The following is a 22,992-nucleotide window of genomic DNA, read 5'->3' as shown; positions in this document are numbered from 1 at the left end:
CGCCGCTTGGCCGTCCGTCCTTGGGCAGAACCCCGCCCAAGGAGCTCCGATGCCCAGGATGATTTTGCTCAATCTGCCCGTGACCGACCTCAAGCGCGCCACTGCCTTTTACGAGGCGGTCGGTGCGACCAGGAACCCGCAATTCAGCGACGACACGGCGAGCTGCATGGTCTTTTCCGAGACCATCTACGCGATGCTGACGACCCACGAAAAATTCCGTCAGTTCACGCCGAAGCCGATCTCGGATGCAAAGATCTCAAACCAAGCGTTGTTCTGCCTGTCCGCGGACAGCCGGACCGAGGTCGACGATATCGTCAGCAGGGCCGGGGCTGCAGGCGGGGTCGCCGATCCCAGCCCGAAGGACGAATACAGTTTCATGTACGGCCGCAGCTTCGAGGATCCGGACGGCCACATGTGGGGCGTGAACTGGATGGACATGGCAGCCTTCGCGGCGCAGTCCGACATGGCGAACGCCTGATCTAAGCCCACGACACCAAGAATCTGAAGAGGAGCATTCACGATGTCCAAGCTCGTGCCCTGCATGTGGTTCAACGGCGATGCCGAGGAAGCCGCGAAGTTCTACGTCTCGCTCGTGCCGAATTCGGCGATCACGCATGTTCAGCGCAACGTTTCAGATGGCCCGTCCGGCAAGGAAGGCTCCGTGCTCGTCGTCGAGTTCTCGGTGGCGGGACAGTCCCTGGTCGCGCTCAACGGCGGCATGAAAATGGAATACACCCACGCGATCTCGCTGATGATCCATTGCGACGATCAGGCCCAGGTCGACAGCGTCTGGAATGCGTTCCTGGCCCATGGCGGCAAGGAAGAGCAGTGCGGCTGGCTCAGGGATCGCTGGGGCGTGGCCTGGCAGGTCGTGCCGAAGGTGATGTTTGAATTCCTCTCGAGCCCCGACAAGGCGGCTGCCGCACGCGCAATGCAGGCCATGATGAAGATGGTCAAGCTGGACGTGGAAACCCTGCGCCGCGCGTTCGAGGGCAAGTCGGCGGCGTGAAGGGCGTGCCCTTGCCACATACTCACTGTCATCGCCCGGCTTGACCGGGCGATCCAGTACGCCGAGACGGCCGTTGGTCAATCGATAGGCCGCGGCGTACTGCATGCCCCGGTCGAGCGGGGGCATGACAGCGGAATTTGAGGCGAAGGCCCGCCGCTAATAATTGATCCGCAGCCCCACGCCGCCATGGATGGTGTTGCCGACCGGCTGCGGGCCGAGCGTGCCGTTGGCGAACAGGTCCACGATCCAGCCCTTCTGCACGCGGAAGCCGAGCCGGCCGCCATATTCGAACCAGCCCTGGTTGCCCATGGTCGGCACCACCACACCGTCGCCGGTCACGGTGGCGACGATGCCGCTATGGGCAGCGAATGACTGCACCCAGCCGCCGTTGATGTTGGCCTCGATGTTGCTGCCGTAGAGATGCGTCCACTGGCCCCCGATCTTGACCAGGCTGGTGCGGTCGGTGCCGGTCGCGATGCTGGCGTCGAACGGATTGAACGCCACTGCGCTGTCGGTGTAGCCCGAGACGCGCTGCCAGAGCTGCCAGACCTCGATCGAGGCGGCGACCTCGTCGCGGGGCGACACGCGACTTATCCAGCCGGCGCGGCCGTAGACGGCGTAGTTCGCGGCGTTGGTCGAACTCGTGACGCTCACCGGGCCGAGGCTGGTGTTGTAGCTGCGGGTGTAGCGCGCCTTCTCCCACGGCGTCAGGATCGTGCCGACGTCGAAGAACGGGCGCGACGAGCCCCAGTCGGTGAAGTCATAGCGCAGCGCAAATGCGCCGATCGGCGCGCTGGTGATGTTGTAGCCGCCTTCGCTGTATTGCGTGTAGGCGATGCCGGCGAGCAGCGACAGATTGTTGGTCAGCTCCTTGCGGCCGTGGATGCCGGCCGAGAACGAGCCGGCGGAGCCGAACGCGCTGACGCAGTTGCTGCAATTGACCTGCTCGTTGACGCCGAGCAGCACCGTGCCGAGCACCCGGTTGGTGATCATCTGGTTGAAGCGCTGATTGGCAAGGCCGCCGATCGAGCCGCCGCTGGAATCCGCGCCGGTCGGTGTCGGCGTCGGGCTCGGCGACGATGACGGGTAGGGGCTGGGCGAGGGCGAGGGGCTGTAGGTCGGCGTCGGCGAGGGGGAATAGCTCGGCGCCGGGGTTGGCGTCGGCCCTCCGCACTCGGATTCGCAAATCGTAACGGCTGCCGCCGGACGGGTATCGACCGCGACAAACGCAAACGCAGCCACGGCGGTCAGCACGCTCGCGAGCGTGAAGCGCATGACGTTGGTGGATATCGCCATCTTCAGCGTCCGCACAGCATGCCGTCGTCATGGACGGCGGGCGTGATGGTCGGCGATGCGTCTGCATATTGGTTGACCGCGCACAGTCCCGCGCTCGCGGCGCAGGTCGCGGCAAAGGTCCAGGGCGGCGTGTTGGTTTTGCTGATAGAGACCTTGCCGCCGGTCGAGGTGATGATTGCGGTGTCGCCGGGCTGGGTGAGCTGCACGCATTGTTGGCTCGTCGTGCAGACACTGGCGGCGCCGTCCTGCAGCACGACGACCGAGCGGCCGCGCTGGGACAGGATATCGAGTGTGGTTCCGCGCACGCCGATGGTCGCGAGCGGGGTCGTGATCTTGTAGGCGGTCTTCTCGGAATGCCCGGTGACGAAACGGAATGCGCCAGTCGTCATGCGGATTGCGACGTCGCGATAGCTGTGCTCGTCGTTGAAGACGGTGCGGTCGAGCTTGAGCGTCGCGCTCGGACCGAGCGACAGATTGGTGCTGTCGGCCATCACGAAGCGCGCCGCGCTGCCGGCGCCGGTGCGCACGGTCTCGTCCCGCAGCATGCTGTCGCCGACGCTGATCGGCATCGTTGTCGCGGCGACGCGAACGACTTCATTCTGGATCACGACGGCTTCACCGACGCGCGTCTGCGCCTGCGCGCAAGGGGCCACGCACAAGGCGGTCGAGAAGAGCGTGGAGAAAAGCCAGAAACGCAAATTCATTTCGCAACCGATCGATGTGTCCCTGATCGTACCGGATCAGGCGCGCTTGTGATGTGGCGGAATTATCACAAGCAGCGCGAGACCTGCGTTATGCTTAGTGACAGTTGCGGCAGAATGCGTTCAATGAAAACCGCGATCTCTATTATTCTCCGCGGTGACGCAAATTTGCCACGCAAAACATCCCCACAAATGCGACTCGAGTTGCCGGCGGTTCCGAAGGTGTCGCGGAGCGCAGTGATTGCTGTCGCGATTTTCCTGGTCGCGCATCTCGCACTGCTGATAGGCCTCACGACGCCGGAGAAGTTCGTCTTCGACGAAGTGCACTACGTGCCGGCGGCGCGGCAGATGCTGGCGCCAGCGATGTCGCAACCGATGCTCAATCCGATGCATCCACCATTGGCGAAAGAGCTTATCGCGCTATCGATCGCGGTCTTCGGCGACACCGCGCTGGGCTGGCGCTATCCGGCGACCTTGTTCGGCGCGCTCGCGATCGTCGCGATCTATCTGTGCGGCCTCGCACTGTTCGCCGCGCAAGGGCCTGCGATCGCCGCTGCACTGATCGCCGGCTGCAACCAGATGCTGTACGTGCAGGCGCGCATCGCGATGCTCGACATTTTTGCACTCGGCTTCAGCCTGCTCGCGATTGCCGCCTTCATGCACGGGTTTCGAAAGGACCGGCCTCACGCATTGTTCGCGGCTGCCGGCAGCTTGTTCGGCTGCGCTGCGGCCTGCAAATGGAGTGGCCTGTTTCCGCTCGGAATCTGCATCGTCATCGTCGCGGTGATCCGCCTGATGCAAGGCTGGCACACTATGTTTGCCGACGCGAAGCCGGGGGATTGGTACCGGCCCGATCTCTGGCCCGACTTCAGATTACATCACGTCGTGCTCTGCTTCATCGTCCTGCCCGCGGCGACATATCTTGCGGCCTTCGTCCCGCTCTATGGCGCGTCGCTGCCGAATCTGGTCGAGGCGCAGCGCCGGATCTTCGCCGACAACACCACCACTGCCATCGCCGGCCACACTTATATGAGCGCGTGGCCGTCATGGCCGCTGCTCGCGCGCCCGGTGTGGTTCCTGTTCGACAAGGGCGCGGACGACAATGTCTCCGCGGTCGTTTTCCTCGGTAACCCCCTGGTGCTGTGGCCGGCGCTGCTCGCGCTCGCCGTCGTGCTGCGCGACTTCGCCGTCGCGCGTCGCCGGGATGCGTTCCTGATCGCGGTCTTCTATTTCGGATCCTGGCTCGCCTGGGCGTTGCTGCCGCGCACGCTCGCCTTCATCTATTACTATCTGCCGGCCGCGACGGTGGCGTCGCTCGCGCTGGTCTACGTGCTGCGCCGGGACGGTCTGCCACGCTGGCTGTTGTGGGCCTACGTCGCGGTCGCGGCAGCAGGCTTTGCCGCCATGCTGCCGATCTCGGCGGCCTTCGTCGGCACGTCGATGCAGACCTTCAACCGGCTGATGCTTTTCCAAAGCTGGATATGACATCGCCGCCTGCCGGGGGGAACGGCAGGCGGCGTTTTTATGGGCCATGACCTGGGAATTACTTCGACGCGGTCTTGGTGTCCATGTTCACGACCTGGACGCGGCGGTTGATCGGGTCGGCGCCGTTGGCGGTGTCCTTCAGCTTGGTCTTGCCGTAGCCGACGGTGACGAGATCGGTGCCGGTGAGGCCGTAGTTCTGCACCAAATATTTCTTGATGGTGTCGGCTCGCCGCTCGGAGAGCCCCTGATTGTATCCCTCCGTGCCGACCGCATCGGTGTGGCCGGCGACCACGAAGGTCGAGCCCTTCAGCGAGGGATCGGACAGCGCCTTGCCGAGCGCCTGCACCGACGGCACCGACGTCTTGGCGATGTCGGCCGAGTTGTAGTCGAACTGGATCTCCAGATCGATCTTCGGCTTGGTCGCGGCGAGCTCGGCAATCTGCTCGCGCTCGCCCGTCGACAACGACCGCGTCGAGCGGTTGCGCACGGTGTTCAGGAACGTCGATTCCTTGGCCTGCACCGCCGGATCGACCTGCGGACCTGCGGACAGGCCGCGGGTCGTCGACTTCGGCTTCAATGCATCCAGGATCTGGTTGGTCGAGACATTGCCGTCGCCGGCCATGGCCAAGCCGGCCGTCATCGACAGAAGTGCCGAGAGGGTAATCGCCTTCAGTGCAAAAGACTTATTGAAACGGGTCATTGTCGTATCCTCGTTGTGACGCCTGATGGCTATTTGATGCTGCAAGCATAGGGCAGGTTCAAAACCCCCGGTGTGATCTTGGTCACTTTGGAAACGGGGCCCTCCGGGGCCATGGTAGCGAATTTCGAGCGGTTTCGGGTTCGTGGAGGGCCGACTCGCGGTCCACTCCGAGGACGGACGCTAACGCGTGAAGAGAGTGGTCGCACGCTGCCCGGCGAGCGTTCGAGCCGTCGCAGTCCTGTCGTGATCCGCATCACTGAGGACCGCCGCGCCCCGGTGCCGCTCGGGGGCCGGGGCCCGGTTCACTCGGGGAAACCTGTGCTGACCGATTGTCGCAAAGCCGTCGCGCGATGGCCTGTCCGCGGACAATTTTTCGGCCAGATGGACGCCTAGGGTGGAGCCTCCCATAAGCGCAACGAAGGGAGCCGAGTTCCATCCAGTGCCGAGGCCGAGTGATTACCAGTTCTATCGCAGTGGCCCGCCGGATCGGACCGTGTCCCTGAGCTCCATGCCCATCTACGTCGGCGCGGCGATGATCGCGGTGGCGATCCTGCTGTCGACCCTGATCACGGGGCTGACCTCCCGCTATGTCGGGCTTCAAGCGCCGACCGACGAGAACATGTGGCTGCTCGATCGTCTCACCGGCAGTGTCTATCGCTGCCAGGCGGAGGAGCGCGGCAAGGCCTCGTGCGAACCCGATGTCGCAACAGGCAGCGTTGGCGACCGGTCCAAAGCCCCGAAAGCTGGCCGTTGAGCCCTCCGTCTTCGCACCGCAGCAAGAAAATTGTCTTCTCTACGAAACGTCTTCGCCGGAGAATACGTATTGCGAAGGCCGGCATGACGCCGGTTTCGTTTTACGGAGGAGACTTTTCGATGAAGATCTTGCTCACAGCCGCCGCTTTTGTCGCGCTCACCCTTTCCCTTTCGCCGGCATCCGCCGCCATGATGGCGTGCACCGGCGATAACATGATGAAATCGACAGCCATGATGATGGGCACGGCCGATACCCCGGCCAAGGTCGCGGCCAACAAGGAAATGGCTATGGCCAACACCGATATGAGCAATGGCAAGATGAAGGGCGGCTGCATGCATTACATGAAGGCGCAGAAGGCCATGATGATGAAATAGGGCCTCGGCCACGCCAAGCGGCCGCGCTGTCAGCAGATGACAGCGCGGCTTTTCTTTTGCTGCGTCCAGTCCGCTTCTTTCTCCCGGCGCGAATCCCGCTACATTCCCTCCTGCAATGTCCCGCGCGCCCAAACCGATTCCACTCACCACGACACAGGCCCGGCAAATCTGGCTTCATGCCCAGCGGCTGGACGAGCGCGCGCCGTTCGGTGACGGCGCGCAAGCCGTCTCCGACGCGGTCGCCCATCTCGGCTATGTGCAGATCGACACCATCAACGTGATCGAGCGCTGCCATCACCACATCCTGTTCAGCCGGATCCCGTCCTACCGCCGCGCCGACCTGCGCCACGCCCAGAGCGTCGACAAGAGCGTGTTTGAATATTGGACGCATGCGCTGTCCTACGTGCCGGCCGGCGATTTCCGCTTCTTCCTGCCGGCGATGCGCGAGCACCGCCGCGAGGGGCACAAATGGTTCGCCTCGGTGAAGCCTGCCGACATGCGCAAGGTGATGCGGCTGGTGCGTGCCGGTCCGCTGACGATCCGCGACATCGAGGACGACGTGCTCACCGAGAAGGAACATCTCTGGCAAAGCCGAAAACCCTCGAAGCGGGCGTTGCAGCTCGCCTTCTATACCGGTGCCGTGACCGTCAGCGAGCGCCAGGGCATGCTCAAGACCTATGAGCTGATGACGCGCCATTTCGGCTGGGACAAGCTGCCGAAGCCGGCGTCGGCGAAGGACATTACGGCCTATCTGCTCGATCGCGCGCTGCGATCGCAAGGTGTCGTGAGCCTCGATTCGGTCTGCCATCTCGACGCGCCGCGCAAGCCGGCGGTGGCTGCCCTGATCGCCTCGCGCGTCCGCCGTGGCGAGCTCGTGCCTGTCGCCATCGACAATGCCGGCAAGCAGGAGCACTGGGCGCTGCCTTCTGCGCTCGAGCCGGGCGAGCGCGCGCCGCCGGATCTCGTCCATATCCTCTCGCCGTTCGATCCGCTGATCATCCAGCGCAAGCGCACCAATCTCATCTTCGGCTACAATCATTTGTTCGAGGCCTATGTGCCGAAGGCCAAACGCAAGCTCGGCTATTTCGCGCTGCCCGTGCTGGTCGGCGACGAGATCGTCGCCGCGCTCGATCTGAAGACCGACCGGCAGGCAAAGAAGCTGCTGATGCAGAAATGGACCTGGGTCGGCGAGGGGAAGAAGACCGCGGGACGCAAGGAGCTGAAACGGAAGATCGAGGAGGAGCTCGATCGTTTTGAGCGGTTTCAACTGGCCGACTGATCGTAGGATGGATTACGCTTCGCTAATCCACCCTACGCATCCCCGCCAAACGATCGATCCAAACGCCGAACGCAATCCCGATCGCATAAGCCGCCAGATTCCACAGCGAGAAGATGCGTCCGAGCAGCAGCGCCCCGGCCGTGGTCAGCCGGAACGCGTCGAGCCAAGGCATATGTACCAGCCGGGAGAACTCGACCACGACCGCGATCGCCATCGCAATGGCCGCGATCCGCGCCCGTGACAGCCTTGGCAGCAAAACGCCGACCAGCAGAAAGACCATCGTTGCCGATAGCAGCGAGCCGCCGTACTTCACCACGAAGGCGGGCAGGCCGAGCGGAAAGCCGTACCAGCGCAGCGAGAGTCCGCAGGCAATAACCGCCAGCGCCAGACCGGCGCGGATCAGCGATGTCCGAAGCGGCGCAATGGCTTTGACCGGTTGCGCCTGCTGCATTGCTTGCTCCATTGACTCTTTTGCGGCGATGCTCAAAACCCCGGATCAGCCCATAAAAGCAACAACCCCGGGGGAAGCCATGAGCCAGACCACGACCTATGCCGGTTCGACCGGCGCAGCCAAGTCGGAAATCGAGACCTCGACGATCCGCGCCATCTCCTGGCGCCTGATCCCGTTCCTGGTGCTGGCCTACTTCTTCTCCTATCTCGACCGCGTCAATCTCGGTTTCGCCGCGCTGACCATGAATGCCGAGCTGAAATTCACGCCGCTGATCTTCTCCTGGGGCGCCGGCATTTTCTTCATCGGCTATTTCATCTTCGAGGTGCCGAGCAATCTGGCGCTGGAGAAGTTCGGCGCCAGCCGCTGGATCGCCCGGATCATGGTGACCTGGGGCATCATCTCGGCGCTGATGGCGCTCACGAGCGGCGTCACGAGTTTCTACGTGCTGCGCTTCCTGCTCGGCGTGGCCGAAGCCGGCTTCTTCCCCGGCATCATCCTCTATCTCACCTATTGGTATCCGGCCGAATATCGCGCCCGCTTCCTTGCGGCCTTCGCCATCGCCGTGCCGGTCTCCACCGTGATCGGCGCCCCGGTCTCGGGCCTGCTGCTCGGGCTCGACGGCGCGATGGGCCTGAAGGGTTGGCAGTGGCTTTTCATCATCGAGGGCATCCCTTCGGTGCTGCTCGGCATCGTCACCTGGTTCTATCTCACCGACAGGCCGGAGAAGGCGGATTGGCTCTCGGCCGAGCAGAAGGCCTGGCTCAAGACCAAGCTCGATGCCGAGATCGCGGCCAAGCAGGCGGTGAAGCATTTGTCGCTCGGCGAGGCGCTGTCCTCACCGAAGGTGATCATGCTGAGCCTGGTCTATTTCGGCTTCGTCGGCGCGCTCTACGGCATGCAGTTCTGGCTGCCGCAGATCGTCAAGGCGTTCGGCCTCACCAACGCCCAGACCGGCTTCGTCACCGCGATCCCCTATTTGTTCGGCACCATCGCGATGATCCTGTGGGCACGGCATTCCGATGCCACGCGCGAGCGCGTGATGCATGTCGGCGCGCCGTTGCTGCTCACCGCCATCGCGCTCGGCGTCTCCAGCTATCTCACCGACCCCACCCTGACGATGATCGTGCTGACGGTCGCCGCGATCGGCGTGTTCTGCTGCTTCGGCGTGTTCTGGACCCTGCCGACCGCCTGGCTCTCCGGCACGGCGGCGGCCGGCGCCATCGCCCTGATCAACTCGATCGGCAATCTCGCCGGCTTCGGTGGTCCGTATCTGATCGGCTGGGTCAAGGAAGCCACCGGCCAGACCTCGAGCGGACTGCTCGTGCTCGCGGTGCTGCCGCTGATCGCCGGCATCCTGGTCTTCATCGGCGGCCACGACAGCAAGCACGAGTTCGCCGAACAGGGGCGGTAGCCTCGAAATATCGCCTTGGCGAAAGCCAGGGCCCATTTCCGCCTGGCCCTCCGGAGGGCCCGCGGCGCGACGCTTTCTTCTAACAGCCCAGACTTCCGCCAGGGCAACCGCGGAGGTTACCACCTCTTAACGATCACGCTTTCCTGATGACTGACGAATATTGACTTTCGTCAGTGATTAGTCGACATTCCTCTCATTGCAGCCGAGGGAGTGTCCTCCGATGTTCGTCCGAACCGTTTTATCCAGCTATTCGAAGCTCTTGGCGGGTGTTTCGTTGGCGCTGATGGCTGCCGCCCTCGCTGGGTGCAATGATAGCGTTGCTGAAAAGGCCGAGCCGCCGCGGCCGGTCCTGGTCGCCACCGCGCACTACGATGCCGAAAAGCCCGAGCGCAGCTTCGTCGGCACGATCAGGCCGCGGATCGAGAGCGATCTGGGCTTTCGGGTCGCCGGCAAGGTCGCCAAGCGTCTGGTCGAAGTCGGCCAGACCGTCGAAATCGGCCAGCCGCTCGCGGTCCTCGATGAGGTCGATCTGAAGCTCCAGGCCGAGCAAGCCGTCGCCGAACAGACCGCTGCGACCGGCGTCCTGGCCCAGGCCGCCGCGGCCGAGCAGCGCGCCAAGGATTTGAAGGCCAAGGGCTGGACCACCGATGCGCAGCTGGATTCGAGCCGCGCCGCCGCCGACGAGGCGCGTGCCCGCCTGAACCGGGCCGAGCGCTCGGTCGAGCTGACCAACAATTCCCTTTCCTACGCGACGCTCAACGCCGACGCCCGTGGCGTCGTCACCGCAACGCTGATCGAGCCTGGCCAGGTGGTTGCCGCAGGCCAGACCTCGATCCGTGTCGCCCGCTTTGCCGAAAAGGAAGCGGTCGTCGCGATCCCTGAGACGCTGGTCGGACGTGCCAAATCGGGCGCCGCCAGCGTCACTCTTTGGTCGGAGCCGGGCAAAAAATATACGGCCAGGCTGCGCGAGATCGCGCCCACCGCGGATCCCGCTACGCGCACCTATCTCGCCAAATTTTCGCTGCCCGAGGCCGACGACAAGGTTTCGCTCGGCATGACCGCGACGCTGACGCTGTCGGACGCCGCCACCGAGCGCGTCGCGCGGCTGCCGCTGTCGGCGCTGTTCAACGAAGGCGGCAAGCCGTCCTTCTACGTCGTCGACGACAACGGCGCGGTCACGCTGAAGCCGGTCGCGGTGAAGTCCTACGAGAGCAACGACGTCGTCATCACCGGCGGTGTCGAAGAGGGCGCCAAGATCGTCGCCCTCGGTGTGCAGAAGCTCGATCCGGGCCAGAGGGTGCGGATCGTCTCGTCACTGTCCTTTTAAGTCTCGCTTACGAGTTACGTCGTGTGAGGTGAGTTTCGGCCCGAGCGCAAATGCTTTGGCTGAAGCGGCGAAGCGATCCAGAACCTGCCCAGCCCCCTGGATTGCTTCGCTGCCTCGCGACGACGCCTTGAACAGGGTGGCTGTCGTTTTTTTGCAACCGGATCATCTTTGGAGAGTGCGATGAAGCGCTTCAATCTTTCGGCCTGGGCCGTCAGCCATCCGACGCTGATCCTGTTCCTGATGCTCATTCTCGGCGTCGCCGGATTCTTCTCCTATCAGAAGCTCGGCCGTGCCGAGGATCCGTTCTTCACGGTCAAGGTGGTCAACGTCTCCGTGCTCTGGCCGGGCGCGACCGCGCAGGAAATGCAGGCGCAGGTCGCCGATCCCATCGAGAAGAAGATCCAGGAGCTGCCTTACTTCGAGAAGGTGCAGACCTATTCCAAGCCCGGCTTTACCGCGCTCCAGGTCACCTTCCGCGATTCCACGCCGCCGAAGGATGTGCCGTATCTCTTTTATCTGCTGCGCAAGAAGCTCGCCGACGTACAGGGCCAGCTGCCCTCGGGGATTTTGGGACCCGTCGTCAACGACGAATTCTCCGACGTCGATTCGATCCTCTACATGATGACCGGCGACGGCGCCGACTACGCCCAGCTCAAGAAGGTCTCGGAGGGTTTCCGTCAGCGCCTCCTGAAGGTGCCGGGCGTGACCAAGGTCGACGTCTACGGCAACCAGGATGAGCGCATCTTCGTCGAGTTCAGCCATGCCAAGCTCGCCACTCTCGGCATCACGCCGCAGGCGCTGTTCGATTCGCTCGCAAAGCAGAACAACGTGACGCCGGCCGGCACGGTCGAGACCTCTTCTCAACGCGTGCCGCTGCGCGTCACCGGTGCGCTCGACGGCGCCAAGGCCGTCGCCGAAACCCCGGTCGAGAGCAACGGCCGCGTGTTCCGCCTCGGCGACATCGCCACCGTCACCCATGGTTACGTCGACCCGCCGAGCTTCATCGTGCGCCAGGAAGGCAAGGCCGCGATCGGCATCGGCGTCGTCACCGCAAAGGGCGCCAACATCCTCGATCTCGGCAAGGAGGTCGAGAAGGCGACGGCTGAATTCATGAAGGCGGTGCCGCAGGGCGTCGACATCAAGCTGATCGCCGACCAGCCCAAGGTGGTCGAGCACGCCGTCAGCGAATTCGTGCACTCCTTCATGGAAGCCCTCGTCATCGTGCTGTTCGTGTCGTTCCTGGCGCTCGGCTGGCGCACCGGCATCGTGGTCGCGCTGTCGGTTCCCCTGGTGCTCGGCATCGTCTTCGTCGTCATGAACACGATGTCGCTCGATCTGCACCGCATCACGCTGGGTGCGCTGATCATCGCGCTCGGCCTGCTGGTGGATGACGCCATCATCGCGGTCGAGATGATGGTGGTGAAGATGGAGCAGGGCTGGGACCGCATGCGTGCAGCGTCCTTTGCCTGGGAATCCACCGCGTTTCCGATGCTCACGGGAACGCTGGTCACGGCCGCTGGCTTCCTCCCCATCGGCTTTGCCAATTCCGCGGTCGGCGAATATGCCGGCAGCATCTTCTGGATCGTGGCGATCGCGCTGGTGGCGTCCTGGTTCGTGGCGGTGATCTTCACGCCCTATATCGGCGTCATGCTTCTGCCCAACATCAAGGTGCACCACAATCACGATCCGCACGCGGTCTACGAGACCCGCATGTATCGGGGCCTGCGCGCCATCGTGCAGTGGTGCGTCAATCACCGCATCACCGTGGTGGCCGCGACCGTCGGCGTCTTCATCGCCTCGATCGTCGGATTCGGCCACGTCCAGCAGCAGTTCTTCCCGCTGTCCGAGCGGCCCGAGCTGTTCCTCCAGCTTCGCCTGCCCGAGGGCACCGCCTTCAACGTCACGGAAAAGGCGGTGAAGAAGGCCGAGACCATGCTCAAGGACGACAAGGACATCGAGACCTACACGGCCTATGTCGGGCAGGGCTCGCCGCGCTTCTGGCTCGGGCTCAATCCGCAGCTTCCGAACGAGGCTTTTGCCGAAATCGTCATCGTCGCAAAGGGCGTCGAGGCGCGCGAGCGCATCAAGGCCAAGCTTGAAAACGCCGTTGCCGACGGCGCGCTCAACGAGGCCCGCGTGCGCGTCGATCGTTTCAATTTCGGTCCCCCCGTTGGTTTTCCCGTGCAGTTTCGCGTCATCGGCCCCGACGCCAACAAGGTGCGCGAGATCGCCTACCAGGTCCGCGACGTCATGCGGCAGAACAAGAGCGTCAAGGACGTCCAGCTCGACTGGAACGAGCAGTCGCCTTACCTCAAGCTCGTCGTCGACCAGGATCGCGCCCGCGCCATGGGCCTAACCCCGCAGGACGTGTCGCAGGCGCTGTCGATGCTGATCTCGGGCTCACAGGTGACCACCGTGCGCGACGGCATCGAAAAGGTCGGCGTGGTCGCGCGTGCCGTCTCGTCCGAACGGCTCGACCTCGGCGCAGTCGGCGATCTCACCATCACCTCGCGCAACGGCGTGGCCGTGCCGCTGCAGCAGATCGCCAAGATCGAGTATGCCCACGAGGAGCCGATCATGTGGCGGCGTAACCGCGACATGGCGATTACCGTGCGTTCCGACGTCGTCGACGGCGTGCAGGCGCCCGACGTCACCGGCCAGATCGCGCCGAAGCTGAAGGCAATCAAGGACAATCTCGAGCCGGCCTACCGCATCGAGGCGGGCGGCGCGTTCGAGGAATCCGCCAAGGGCAACGCCTCGATCTTCATTCTCTTCCCGCTGATGGTCATGGTGATGCTGACGCTGCTGATGTTCCAGCTGCAGAGCTTCTCGCGCCTGATCCTGGTGTTCCTGACCGCGCCGCTCGGCATTGTCGGCGCCTCGTTCGGACTCAACATCGCCAATGCCCCGTTCGGCTTCGTGGCCCTGCTCGGCCTGATCGCGCTCGCCGGCATGATCATGCGCAACGCGGTCATTCTGGTGGATCAGATCGAGACCGACGTTTCGCACGGCCTGACCCGCCGGGAGGCGATTGTGGAGGCCACCGTCCGGCGCGCCCGTCCGGTGGTGCTGACGGCGCTCGCCGCCATCCTTGCTATGATCCCGCTGTCGCGCTCGGCGTTCTGGGGGCCGATGGCGATCACCATCATGGGCGGATTGTTCGTCGCGACCTTCCTGACGCTGCTGTACCTGCCGGGCCTCTACGCCCTCTGGTTCCGCAAGAGCCTGGATGAGGCGGGTACGCCCGAGGAGCCTGCCGCGCCGCAGCATGGGAGCGATGACCAGAACGCAATTCCGCTTGCTGAGGCGGCTGAATAAGTGAAGATGAACTGCTGATTGACGAGTCCTGACAGATGACACTGGTTTCGGAACATATCGAAGGGGACACCCGGGATCGTATTCTTGAGGTGGCCGAGCGGCTGTTCCGCCAGATCGGTTATCTCAAGACCACGGTCGGGGACATCGCCAAGGAGCTCAAGATGAGCCCCGCCAACGTCTATCGCTTCTTCGAATCGAAAAAGGCGATTCATCAGGCGGTGGCCCGTTCGCTGATGGGCGAGGTCGAGCTGGAAGCGCAGCGGATCGTGGCGAGGCCCGGTCCGGTACTGCCGCGCTTCCGCGAACTGCTCACCACCATCAATCGCATGAACACCGAGCGCTATGTCGGCGACAATAAGCTGCACGAGATGGTCGAGATCGCGATGCAGGAGGACTGGGACGTCTGCGTCAACCACATGGAGTGCATTGCCGGGGTCATCGGCCAGATGATCGCGCAAGGCGTGGCCTCCGGAGAGTTCGAGGCGCCGGACCTGCAACTGGCCGCGCTCTGCGCCTGCACCGCGATGATGCGCTTTTTCCACCCCCAGATGATCGCCCAGTGTGCCACCAAGCCGGGCCCAACCATCGACCAGATGATCGATTTCGTCATCGCGGGATTGTCCCCGCGGCACTGACGGGCCGGCGAATTTCCTCCTATAAGCAGGCCGACCGCCCCGGCATGACGGCTGGTGGCGGGCAAGGACGGATCAACAAACTCCGTCATTGCGAGCGTAGCGAAGCAATCCAGACTGTCTCTGCGGAGGGATTCTGGATTGCTTCGCTGCGCTCGCTATGACGAGAAGGAAAAGCGCGTGACCGACAAAGACCTGCACTTCTACGAGCCCGCCAAGGGCCACGGCCTCAAGCACGATCCCTTCAACGCCATCGTCGCGCCGCGGCCGATCGGCTGGATCTCGTCGCGCGACACCAAAGGCCATGTCAACCTCGCGCCGTATAGCTTCTTCAATGCGTTCTGCTATGTCCCCCCGATCATCGGTTTCTCCTCCACAAACTGGAAGGACACGGTGGAGAACATCCAGCAGACCGGCGAATTCGTCTGGAATCTCGCCACCATGGACCTGGCCAGGCACATGAACGCGACCGCGGCGCATGTTGGCCCTGAGGTCGACGAGTTCGAGGTCGCCGGCCTCACCGCCGTGCCCGGCAGGCTCGTCAACGTGCCGCGCGTGGGCGAAAGTCCGGTCGCCTTCGAATGCAAGGTGTCCGATATCGTCCGCCTCAAGGGCGCCGACGGCAAGGAAGCCAATGCCTGGCTGACGCTCGGCGAAGTCGTCGCCGTCCATATCGACAAGGCCATGATCAAGGATGGCGTCTACCAGACCGCCGCCGCCCGCCCGATCGTCCGGGCCGGCCGCAGCGGGGATTATTTCGAGATCAAGCCGGAAAACATGTTCGAGATGGTCCGGCCGGACTGATCTGGTCGCTCTCATAGCCCGGATTGCGCTTCGCTCCATCCGAGTGACCGCTTTTCACAGCGCTCGCCTCCCGGAACTGCCACCACGCCTCGGCCGTTATGGCTCTGGGCGGCTGCCCGGCCGCGTCAATTCGCGTCTTTTCGCAGGCGAAGTGTTCACCGCCGCCGGCCACTTTCCGCTAAAATGCCCGATCCCCGCGCCGATGCATGAGGTCCGCCATGAGCTTCCGCCGCGACACTTTGACAAAGCCGATTTTCTCCTGGGCGCGTGGCGTGCTGCCGGCGATGTCGGACACCGAGCGCGAGGCGCTGGAGGCCGGCGACGTCTGGTGGGACGCCGATCTCTTCACCGGCAACCCCGATTGGTCGAAGCTGCTGAAGGTCCCGCAGGCAACGCTGACCGACGAGGAGCGGGCCTTCCTCAACGGCCCCGTCGACGAGCTCTGCGCCATGCTCGACGAGTGGAAGATCTTTTGGGAATGGCGCGACCTGCCGCCCGATGTCTGGCACTTCATCAAACGCGAAAAATTCTTCGGCATGATCATTCCGAAGGAGTTCGGCGGCCTCGGCTTCTCGCCCTATGCGCATTCGGAAGTGGTGCGCAAGATCTCGACCCGCTCGATCGCCGCCGCGGTGACGGTGATGGTGCCGAACTCGTTGGGCCCCGGCGAGCTCCTGATGCACTTCGGCACGAAGGAGCAGCAGGAGCGCTGGTTGCCGCGTCTTGCCGATGGTCGCGACATTCCCTGCTTCGGCCTCACCAGCCCCGAGGCCGGCTCCGATGCCGCCTCGATGGTCGACACCGGCATCATCTGCAAGGGCAGCTTCGAGGGCCAGGAGGTGCTGGGTCTGAAGCTCAACTGGCACAAGCGCTACATCACGCTCGGTCCCGTCGCGACGCTGCTTGGCCTCGCCTTCAAGGCCTATGACCCCGATCATCTCGTGGGGAGCCAGGAAGAGCTCGGCATCAGCGTGGCGCTGATCCCGACCAACCTTCCCGGCGTCGAAATCGGCAAACGCCATCTGCCGTCGATGCAGGTGTTCCAGAACGGCCCGAATTGGGGCCGCGACGTTTTCATTCCGCTCGACTACGTCATCGGCGGCCAGGCGCGGCTGGGGCAGGGCTGGAAGATGCTGATGACGGCGCTCGCCGCCGGCCGCGGCATCTCGTTGCCCTCGCTCTCCGCCGCCGGCGCCGCCTATGCCGCCCGCACCACCGGCGCCTATGCCCGCATCCGCGAGCAGTTCGGTATCTCCATCTCCAAATTCGAGGGTGTCGAGGAGCCGCTCGCGCGCATCGTCGCGACCGCTTATCAGCTCGATGCGGCGCGACGGCTGACCTGCGCGGCACTGAATGCCGGGATCCATCCCGCCGTCATCTCGGGCATCATGAAGCTGCACGCGACCGAGCGGATGCGCACCGCGGTCGACGACGCCATGGACATCCATGGCGGCAAGGCCGTGATCGACGGCCCGCAAAACTATCTCGGCAATCTCCACCGCGCCGTCCCTGTCGGCATCACCGTCGAGGGCGCCAATATCCTCACCCGCAATCTCATCGTGTTCGGACAGGGCGCCATCCGCGCCCATCCTTATCTGCTCGACGAGATGAATGCGCTCGCGGATACCGATCGCGAGCGTGGGCTCGCCGCCTTCGACAAGGCGTTCTGGAAGCATGTCGGCCACAGCTTCGAGACACTGTTGCGCGCGTTCGGCCGGAGCTGGAGCTTTGGCGTCTTCGCGCTTGCACCCGACGCGGGTGACGCCAGGCCATTCTATCGTCAGCTCTCGCGCTACTCCGCGGCGTTCGCCCTCTGCGCCGATATGGCGCTGCTGACGCTCGGCGGCGCGCTCAAGCGCAAGGAGATGCTGTCGGCGCGTTTCGGCGACATCCTGTCCGAGCTGTATCTGCTGTCTGCCGCGCTGAAACGCTGGCAGGACGAGGGGCGGCAGAAGGATGATTTTGCAGCGCTCGAATGGTGCATGGCGACGGGCTTTCGGACCATCGAGAACCGGCTTGCCGAGATTCTCGCCAATCTGCCGAACCGTTTCGTCGCAAGCATTCTCAAATTCGTGGTCCAGCCGTTCGGCGCCCGCGTGCTGGGTCCCTCCGACCGAGTGGTGCATCAATGCGCAAGCCTCGTGCTGGAGCCGTCGGCCGCGCGCGACCGCCTCACGCCCGACCTCGCTTATGTCGATGACGATGGCGGCTTCGCCCGGCTGGAGCGCGCTTTCAACCTGGTCGCAGGCACGGACGCCATCGCCAGGCGCATGCGCGCGGCTCATATGAGCGACTGGAAGGATGCGGTGGCCAAGGGCGTGATCACGCAAGCCGAGGGCGAGCAGCTGGCTGCGGCCCGCGAAGCGGTCGCAAAGGTGATAGAGGTCGACGATTTTGCGCCGGAGGCGCTGTCGCCGATTTACAAGAAAACCGGCGACGTGCATCAGTTCTTCCAGGAACTCGGTGAACAGAGGGCGGCGAGCTGATGGCACGACCGGTTTTCATCGTCGACGGCAGCCGGACGCCGTTTCTCAAAGCGCGTTCGGGGCCCGGTCCGTTCACGCCGGTCGATCTCGCCGTGCAATGCGGCCGGCCGCTGCTGGCGCGCCAGCCGTTTTCGCCTGATACATTCGACCAGGTCATCCTCGGCTGCGTCAACGTGATTGCGGACGAAATGAACCCGGCGCGCGTCGCCGCGCTCCGGCTCGGCATGGGCGAAGACATGGTCGCCTTCACCGTGCAGATCAATTGCGGATCCGGCATGCAGTCGATCGACACCGCCTACCGCTACATCCGCGAGGGCCATGCCGACATGATCCTCGCCGGCGGCACCGAGGCTTTGAGCCACGCGCCGCTGGTCTGGCCCAATTCGGGCGTGCGCTGGTTTGCCGGCCTCGCCACCGCCAAGGGCGTCGCCGCGAAGCTTGCCGCAGCCTTCAAGCTGCGGCCGCGCTATCTCAAGCCGATCATCGGCCTGGAACGCGGGCTGACCGATCCCATTACCGATTTGAACATGGGCCAGACGGCCGAAGTCGTCGGCCATCTCTTCGGCATCACCCGCGCGCAGTCCGATGCCTATGCCGCCGAGAGCCATCGCCGGCTCGCGCATGCGCAGGCGGAAGGTTTTCTCAAGGGCGAAGTCGAAACCGCGTTCTCCCGCGACGGAAAATTCTTCGACCATGATGATGGCGTGCGTCCGGACTCGACGGCCGAGAAGCTTGCCAAGCTGAGGCCGGTGTTCGAGCGTCCCTGGGGCCAGGTCACGGCCGGCAATTCCTCGCAGATCACCGACGGCGCGTCCTGGGTGATCCTGGCGTCCGACGAAGCAGTCGCCAAGCACAGGCTGACGCCGAAGGCGGTCATCGTCGACAGCAACTGGGCCGCACTTGATCCAAGCATCATGGGTCTCGGTCCCGTGATGTCGGCGACGCCGCTGCTGAAGCGCAACGATCTCACCATCCAGGACGTCCAGACCTGGGAGCTCAACGAGGCGTTTGCCACCCAAGTGCTCGGCTGCCTCGCCGCCTGGAATGACGACAAGTTCTGCCGCGAGATTTTGGGACTCGATGGCGCTGCCGGCGAGATCGACCGCGAAAAAATCAATGTCGATGGCGGCGCTATCTCGCTCGGGCATCCCGTCGGCACCTCCGGAAACCGCATCGTGCTGCATCTCGTCAACACCATGAAGCGGCTCGGCACGCGGCGCGGCGTTGCCACCGAATGCATCGGCGGCGGGCTCGGCGGCGCCATGCTGATCGAGGCGGTGTGACATGGATTCCAAGATCATGACCGCGCTCGGCGACCGCGTGCTGGAGCTCGGGCCCAAGCCCGCTGCCGATAGTCCCTACAAGCACTTCAAGCTGACGCGCGACGCCGACGGCGTCGCCTGGCTGCTGTTCGATCGCACTGACGCCAGCGCCAATACGCTGTCCCCGGACGTGATGGAGGAGTTCGACGCCGTGTTGGCGGCGATTGAGACCGAGCGTCCGGCCGGCCTCGTGATCCGCTCCGCAAAACCGTCCGGCTTCATCGCGGGCGCCGACGTCAACGAATTTCGCGGTGCCGATGATGCCGGGATGGTGGAGACGCGGATCCGCGCCGCCCACGCGGTGGTCGACCACCTGGAAGCGCTGAAGCTGCCGACAGTCGCGGTGATCCACGGCTTCTGCCTCGGCGGCGGGCTCGAAGTCGCGCTCGCCTGCCAATCGCGCATCGCCATCGACGGCGCGCGCTTCGGCTTCCCGGAGGTGATGCTGGGCCTGCATCCCGGGCTCGGCGGCACCGCGCGTTTCACCGCGCTGGTCAATCCGACCCAGTCGATGGCCCTGATGCTGACCGGCCGCACCATCGATGCCCGCCGCGCCAAATCGCTCGGCCTCGTCGACACCGTGACGCAGGAGCGCCACGTTCGCAATGCCGTCAAGGATGCGCTGTTCGGCCGCCTCAAGCGGGCGCGGCCGGGCTTTCTGACGCGTGCAGCCAATTTCGGCCCGGTGCGCGGGCTGATGGCCAGGCGGATGCGATCGGAGGCGGCGAAGGCCGCGTCCCGCGAGCATTATCCAGCACCCTATGCCTTGATCGATCTCTGGGAGACCCATGGCGGCAGCAAGGCCGCGATGCTCAGGGCAGAGCAGGCCTCGTTCGCCAAGTTGATGGTGACGCCGACCGCGCAGAATTTGATCCGCGTGTTCTTCCTGCGCGAGCAGATGAAGAAGGCGGCAGGCTCCGGCAACACGATCAAACATGTCCACGTCATCGGCGCTGGCGCCATGGGTGGCGACATCGCGGCCTGGTGCGCGGGGCAGGGGCTGCGCGTCTCGCTCGCCGACATGAAGGCGGAGCCGATCGCGGGCGCGGTCAAGCGCGCCGCCGAGCTCTACGGCAAGATCATTCGCAAGCCGACCGAGGTGCGCGACGCGCTCGATCGCCTGATCCCCGACATGGATGGGGAGAGCGTCCGCAACGCGGATCTTATCATCGAGGCGGTCCCGGAGAAGCTCGAGCTGAAGCAGAAGGTCTATGCCGGGCTCGAGCCGCGGATGAAGCCGGGCGCGATTCTCGCGACCAACACGTCGAGCATTCCGCTCCAGGATTTGCGCACCACGCTGGCGCGGCCGGAGCGGCTGGTCGGCCTCCACTTCTTCAATCCGGTGTCGCGGTTGCAGCTGGTGGAAGTCGTCAGCCATGACGGTAACGATACGCAGGTGCTGAAGGAGGCACTTGCTTTCGTCGGCGTGATCGATCGGCTGCCGTTGTCGGTGAAGAGCTCGCCGGGCTTCCTCGTCAACCGCGCGCTGACGCCCTACATGCTGGAAGCGATGGTGATGCTGGACGAGAAGATCGACCAGCGCCTGATCGACGCCGCCGCGGAGCAGTTCGGCATGCCGATGGGGCCGATCGAACTCGCAGACCAGGTCGGGCTCGACATTTGTCTCGACGTCGGTGACATGCTGCGCAGCAAGTTCGGCGATCTGCTGCCGCCGACGCCGGCGTGGCTGCGCGAGAAGGTCGCCAAGGGCGAGCTCGGCCGCAAGACCGGCAAGGGCTTTTACGTCTGGCGCGACGGCAAGGCCGAGAAGGCGCCGTTGCCCGAGACTGGTCCGCGCGTCACCGACCAGATGATCGACCGTCTGGTGCTGCCGATGTCCAACGTCTGCGTTGCGGCGCTTCGCGAGGGGATCGTCGATGATGCCGACATGGTCGATGGCGCCATGATCTTCGGCACCGGTTATGCACCGTTCCGTGGTGGTCCGTTGAACTATGCGCGCACGCGTGGCGTGGATCATATCGTATCCACCTTGCGCGCACTGGCCGGGAGATTCGGCGAGCGCTTTGCGCCGGATCCGGGCTGGGACAATTTCACGTGAGCAATCCTCAAGTGAGCAATCTTCAAGTGAGCGCGGCATGAACGAGCAAGCCAATGCCGGGCCGGGCGGCGATCTCTGCATCCGCACGCTGGCAATGCCTGCCGACACCAACGCAAACGGCGACATCTTCGGCGGCTGGCTGCTCAGCCAGATGGACGTCGGCGGCGGCGTGTTTGCGTCAAAGGTCGCAAAGTCGCGCACGGTGACCGTCGCCATCGAGGCGATGAATTTTCGCAAGGCCGTCTATGTCGGCGATCTCGTTTCGGTCCACGCCCACCTCGTTCGCGTCGGGCGCACGTCCATCACCGTGCATCTGGAAGCGTGGGCGCTACGCCGCGGCGAGCAGCAACCGTTCCTCGTCACCGACGGCAACTTCACCTACGTGTCGATCGACGAGCACGGCCGCCCGCAGCCGGTTCGCCCGGCCGACACCACCATCGCGACGTAATCGCACGCGGCGTTGCGCCTCATCTCAGTGCGGCGCCGCCAAACGCGGCGCGACTGAGTCCCGCCGCCGCGGCTTTGCCAAGAACCAGTCATAAAACGGATGAGGTCCCGGCTTACTCAATCGCGTGTCGATCCGGGGCGGAAACGGCGTCAAAATGCCCAGGAACCTTTGGGCGGAACTGCCGTTATTTGCCCGCACTGAGGAATCCACGGACCATGCCGGACAGCTACATCATCGAAGTCGATTCGCAGACCGCAGGTATCGTCGTTCGTTCCCAGGGAGGCTACTGCTTTTTCGCCTCATCCAACCGCTTCAATCGTCTCGAAGGCCAGCTCTTCCGCAACGCCCGCGAAGCCGAGCGCGCCGCGCGCAAGCTGGTTAACGGTGATGTGAAGGAAGCGGCATAATTTTCCGCCTGTCATTTCGGGGCGCGCTAAGCGTGGTCGGAATCTTTTGCCGACAACTGTCCTTCCTTCTCCCCTTGTGGGAGGAGGTGGCGCGAAGCGCCGGATGAGGGGTTGTTTCGCCGAATTCAATTGTGAGAGGTGCGCTCGCGGAAGCATACCCCTCACCCGTCTCGCCGCTCTGCGGCGAGCCACCCTCTCCTACAAGGGGAGAGGGATAAGCCGCAATCACAACTTGGTTGCTGCCCGCGACAACAGCTTCCAGTCGTCGCCCTGCTTCTGCCAGTTCATCAGGATGTAAAGGCTGTTTGTTACTTTCTGTCCGCCGGTCATCATCTCGGCCAGCCAGTGGAAGCGAACGATCGCGGCGGGGCCGACGATCTTGATGGTCGGATCCTTGTAGGTAATCGACAGGAATTCCGTTTTGTCGTCGGTAGCGTTGGCGACGAAGGCCGCCTTATCCTCAAGGAAACCGCTGGAATGGCTGTAGCTCAGATCGTCCGAGCACAGCGCGCTGAGCGCCTTCGGATCGGCCGCGATTTGGGCGAGGCGAAATGCCTCGACGTTCTTTGCCACCGCCTCGTGGTCTGTCGTGGCAGCATGATCGCGATTCAATGTCGTCATATCCTTCGTCCTTGATCTTGCGTCCACTGTTGCAGCCGCACTTGATTTTGTCGAGCATCAGGTCGCAATACGCTGCATTGCGCCAAGCGGAGCGATTTCTGACGCGCA

General features: G+C 64.0%; 21 protein-coding genes. 16 read left to right on the top strand and 5 right to left on the bottom strand.

All coding sequences use genetic code 11. From position 1 onward, the window contains the following. Positions 1-49: 49 nt before the first annotated feature. Positions 50-478 carry a VOC family protein gene (locus tag IVB40_RS27995; RefSeq protein WP_247816920.1) on the top strand — a complete coding sequence of 143 codons (429 nt, stop codon included), beginning with the start codon at positions 50-52 and terminating at the stop codon, positions 476-478. Between the two features lie 42 nt (positions 479-520). Beyond that, on the top strand, positions 521-1,009 hold the full coding sequence (locus IVB40_RS27990) for a VOC family protein (protein WP_027568513.1): 489 nt from the start codon (positions 521-523) through the stop codon (positions 1,007-1,009). 156 nt (positions 1,010-1,165) lie between these two features. Here IVB40_RS27990 and IVB40_RS27985 read toward each other — a convergent pair whose 3' ends face one another. Both IVB40_RS27985 and IVB40_RS27980 read right to left on the bottom strand, forming a co-directional pair. After that, positions 1,166-2,305 carry a hypothetical protein gene (locus IVB40_RS27985; protein ID WP_247816919.1) on the bottom strand — a complete coding sequence of 380 codons (1,140 nt, stop codon included), beginning with the start codon at positions 2,303-2,305 and terminating at the stop codon, positions 1,166-1,168. 2 nt (positions 2,306-2,307) lie between these two features. After that, a complete protein-coding gene (locus IVB40_RS27980; RefSeq protein WP_247816918.1) occupies positions 2,308-3,009 on the bottom strand; it encodes a FecR family protein in 702 nt (233 codons plus the stop codon). Positions 3,010-3,060: 51 nt separating this feature from the next. Between IVB40_RS27980 and IVB40_RS27975 the strand changes: the two genes are divergently transcribed. Further along, positions 3,061-4,491, top strand: coding sequence for a phospholipid carrier-dependent glycosyltransferase (locus IVB40_RS27975; protein ID WP_247816917.1), 1,431 nt, complete (start codon positions 3,061-3,063; stop codon positions 4,489-4,491). Between the two features lie 58 nt (positions 4,492-4,549). Here the strand turns inward: IVB40_RS27975 and IVB40_RS27970 are convergent, their stop codons facing one another. After that, positions 4,550-5,191, bottom strand: a complete 642-nt coding sequence (locus IVB40_RS27970) for an OmpA family protein (protein ID WP_247438733.1) — start codon at positions 5,189-5,191, stop codon at positions 4,550-4,552. A 508-nt stretch (positions 5,192-5,699) separates the two neighbouring features. Between IVB40_RS27970 and IVB40_RS27965 the strand changes: the two genes are divergently transcribed. The 3 genes from IVB40_RS27965 (at position 5,700) to IVB40_RS27955 (ending at position 7,598) form a co-directional block, all read left to right on the top strand. Beyond that, positions 5,700-5,945: a hypothetical protein gene (locus IVB40_RS27965; RefSeq protein WP_027568518.1), complete on the top strand. Its 246-nt coding sequence runs from the start codon at positions 5,700-5,702 to the stop codon at positions 5,943-5,945. A 119-nt stretch (positions 5,946-6,064) separates the two neighbouring features. After that, positions 6,065-6,319: a hypothetical protein gene (locus tag IVB40_RS27960; RefSeq protein ID WP_027568519.1), complete on the top strand. Its 255-nt coding sequence runs from the start codon at positions 6,065-6,067 to the stop codon at positions 6,317-6,319. Between the two features lie 115 nt (positions 6,320-6,434). Then, positions 6,435-7,598, top strand: a complete 1,164-nt coding sequence (locus IVB40_RS27955) for a crosslink repair DNA glycosylase YcaQ family protein (protein WP_247816916.1) — start codon at positions 6,435-6,437, stop codon at positions 7,596-7,598. A 22-nt stretch (positions 7,599-7,620) separates the two neighbouring features. On the opposite strand, the gene IVB40_RS27950 is transcribed toward IVB40_RS27955, so the two are convergent. Beyond that, positions 7,621-8,049, bottom strand: a complete 429-nt coding sequence (locus IVB40_RS27950; RefSeq protein WP_247816915.1) for a DUF2809 domain-containing protein — start codon at positions 8,047-8,049, stop codon at positions 7,621-7,623. 79 nt (positions 8,050-8,128) lie between these two features. On the opposite strand from IVB40_RS27950, the gene IVB40_RS27945 reads away from it, so the two are divergent. From IVB40_RS27945 to IVB40_RS27900, 10 genes are all read left to right on the top strand, one after another. Beyond that, the gene (locus IVB40_RS27945) at positions 8,129-9,460 is read left to right on the top strand and encodes an MFS transporter (protein WP_247816914.1); all 1,332 of its coding nucleotides are present in this window, start codon (positions 8,129-8,131) and stop codon (positions 9,458-9,460) included. 220 nt (positions 9,461-9,680) lie between these two features. Next, on the top strand, positions 9,681-10,787 hold the full coding sequence (locus IVB40_RS27940) for an efflux RND transporter periplasmic adaptor subunit (protein WP_247816913.1): 1,107 nt from the start codon (positions 9,681-9,683) through the stop codon (positions 10,785-10,787). 180 nt (positions 10,788-10,967) lie between these two features. After that, entirely contained in the window at positions 10,968-14,105 is a 3,138-nt protein-coding gene (locus IVB40_RS27935) for an efflux RND transporter permease subunit (RefSeq protein ID WP_247816912.1), read from the top strand. Between the two features lie 35 nt (positions 14,106-14,140). Further along, entirely contained in the window at positions 14,141-14,740 is a 600-nt protein-coding gene (locus IVB40_RS27930; RefSeq protein ID WP_247291342.1) for a TetR family transcriptional regulator, read from the top strand. A gap of 177 nt (positions 14,741-14,917) precedes the next feature. Next, positions 14,918-15,541 (top strand): flavin reductase family protein, encoded by a 624-nt coding sequence (locus IVB40_RS27925; RefSeq protein ID WP_027516354.1) that lies wholly within the window; start codon positions 14,918-14,920, stop codon positions 15,539-15,541. Between the two features lie 218 nt (positions 15,542-15,759). Next, positions 15,760-18,027, top strand: coding sequence for an acyl-CoA dehydrogenase (locus IVB40_RS27920; RefSeq protein WP_247291338.1), 2,268 nt, complete (start codon positions 15,760-15,762; stop codon positions 18,025-18,027). Continuing rightward, positions 18,027-19,310: an acetyl-CoA C-acetyltransferase gene (locus IVB40_RS27915; protein ID WP_247816911.1), complete on the top strand. Its 1,284-nt coding sequence runs from the start codon at positions 18,027-18,029 to the stop codon at positions 19,308-19,310. Before IVB40_RS27920 ends, IVB40_RS27915 begins: the two co-directional genes overlap by 1 nt. A gap of 1 nt (position 19,311) precedes the next feature. After that, entirely contained in the window at positions 19,312-21,408 is a 2,097-nt protein-coding gene (locus tag IVB40_RS27910; RefSeq protein WP_247816910.1) for a 3-hydroxyacyl-CoA dehydrogenase NAD-binding domain-containing protein, read from the top strand. 37 nt (positions 21,409-21,445) lie between these two features. Continuing rightward, positions 21,446-21,856 carry an acyl-CoA thioesterase gene (locus IVB40_RS27905; RefSeq protein WP_027568529.1) on the top strand — a complete coding sequence of 137 codons (411 nt, stop codon included), beginning with the start codon at positions 21,446-21,448 and terminating at the stop codon, positions 21,854-21,856. A 215-nt stretch (positions 21,857-22,071) separates the two neighbouring features. Beyond that, complete coding sequence (locus tag IVB40_RS27900) at positions 22,072-22,263, top strand: hypothetical protein (protein WP_007595173.1); 192 nt, start codon at positions 22,072-22,074, stop codon at positions 22,261-22,263. A 225-nt stretch (positions 22,264-22,488) separates the two neighbouring features. Here the strand turns inward: IVB40_RS27900 and IVB40_RS27895 are convergent, their stop codons facing one another. After that, on the bottom strand, positions 22,489-22,884 hold the full coding sequence (locus tag IVB40_RS27895; protein WP_247816909.1) for a nuclear transport factor 2 family protein: 396 nt from the start codon (positions 22,882-22,884) through the stop codon (positions 22,489-22,491). Between the last annotated feature and the right edge of the window lie 108 nt (positions 22,885-22,992).

The organism is Bradyrhizobium sp. 40 (genome assembly GCF_023100925.1).
Classification (GTDB): Bacteria; Pseudomonadota; Alphaproteobacteria; order Rhizobiales; family Xanthobacteraceae; genus Bradyrhizobium.
Note: the sequence above shows the minus strand (reverse complement) of the source record. Positions and strands in the feature narration are given on the sequence as shown.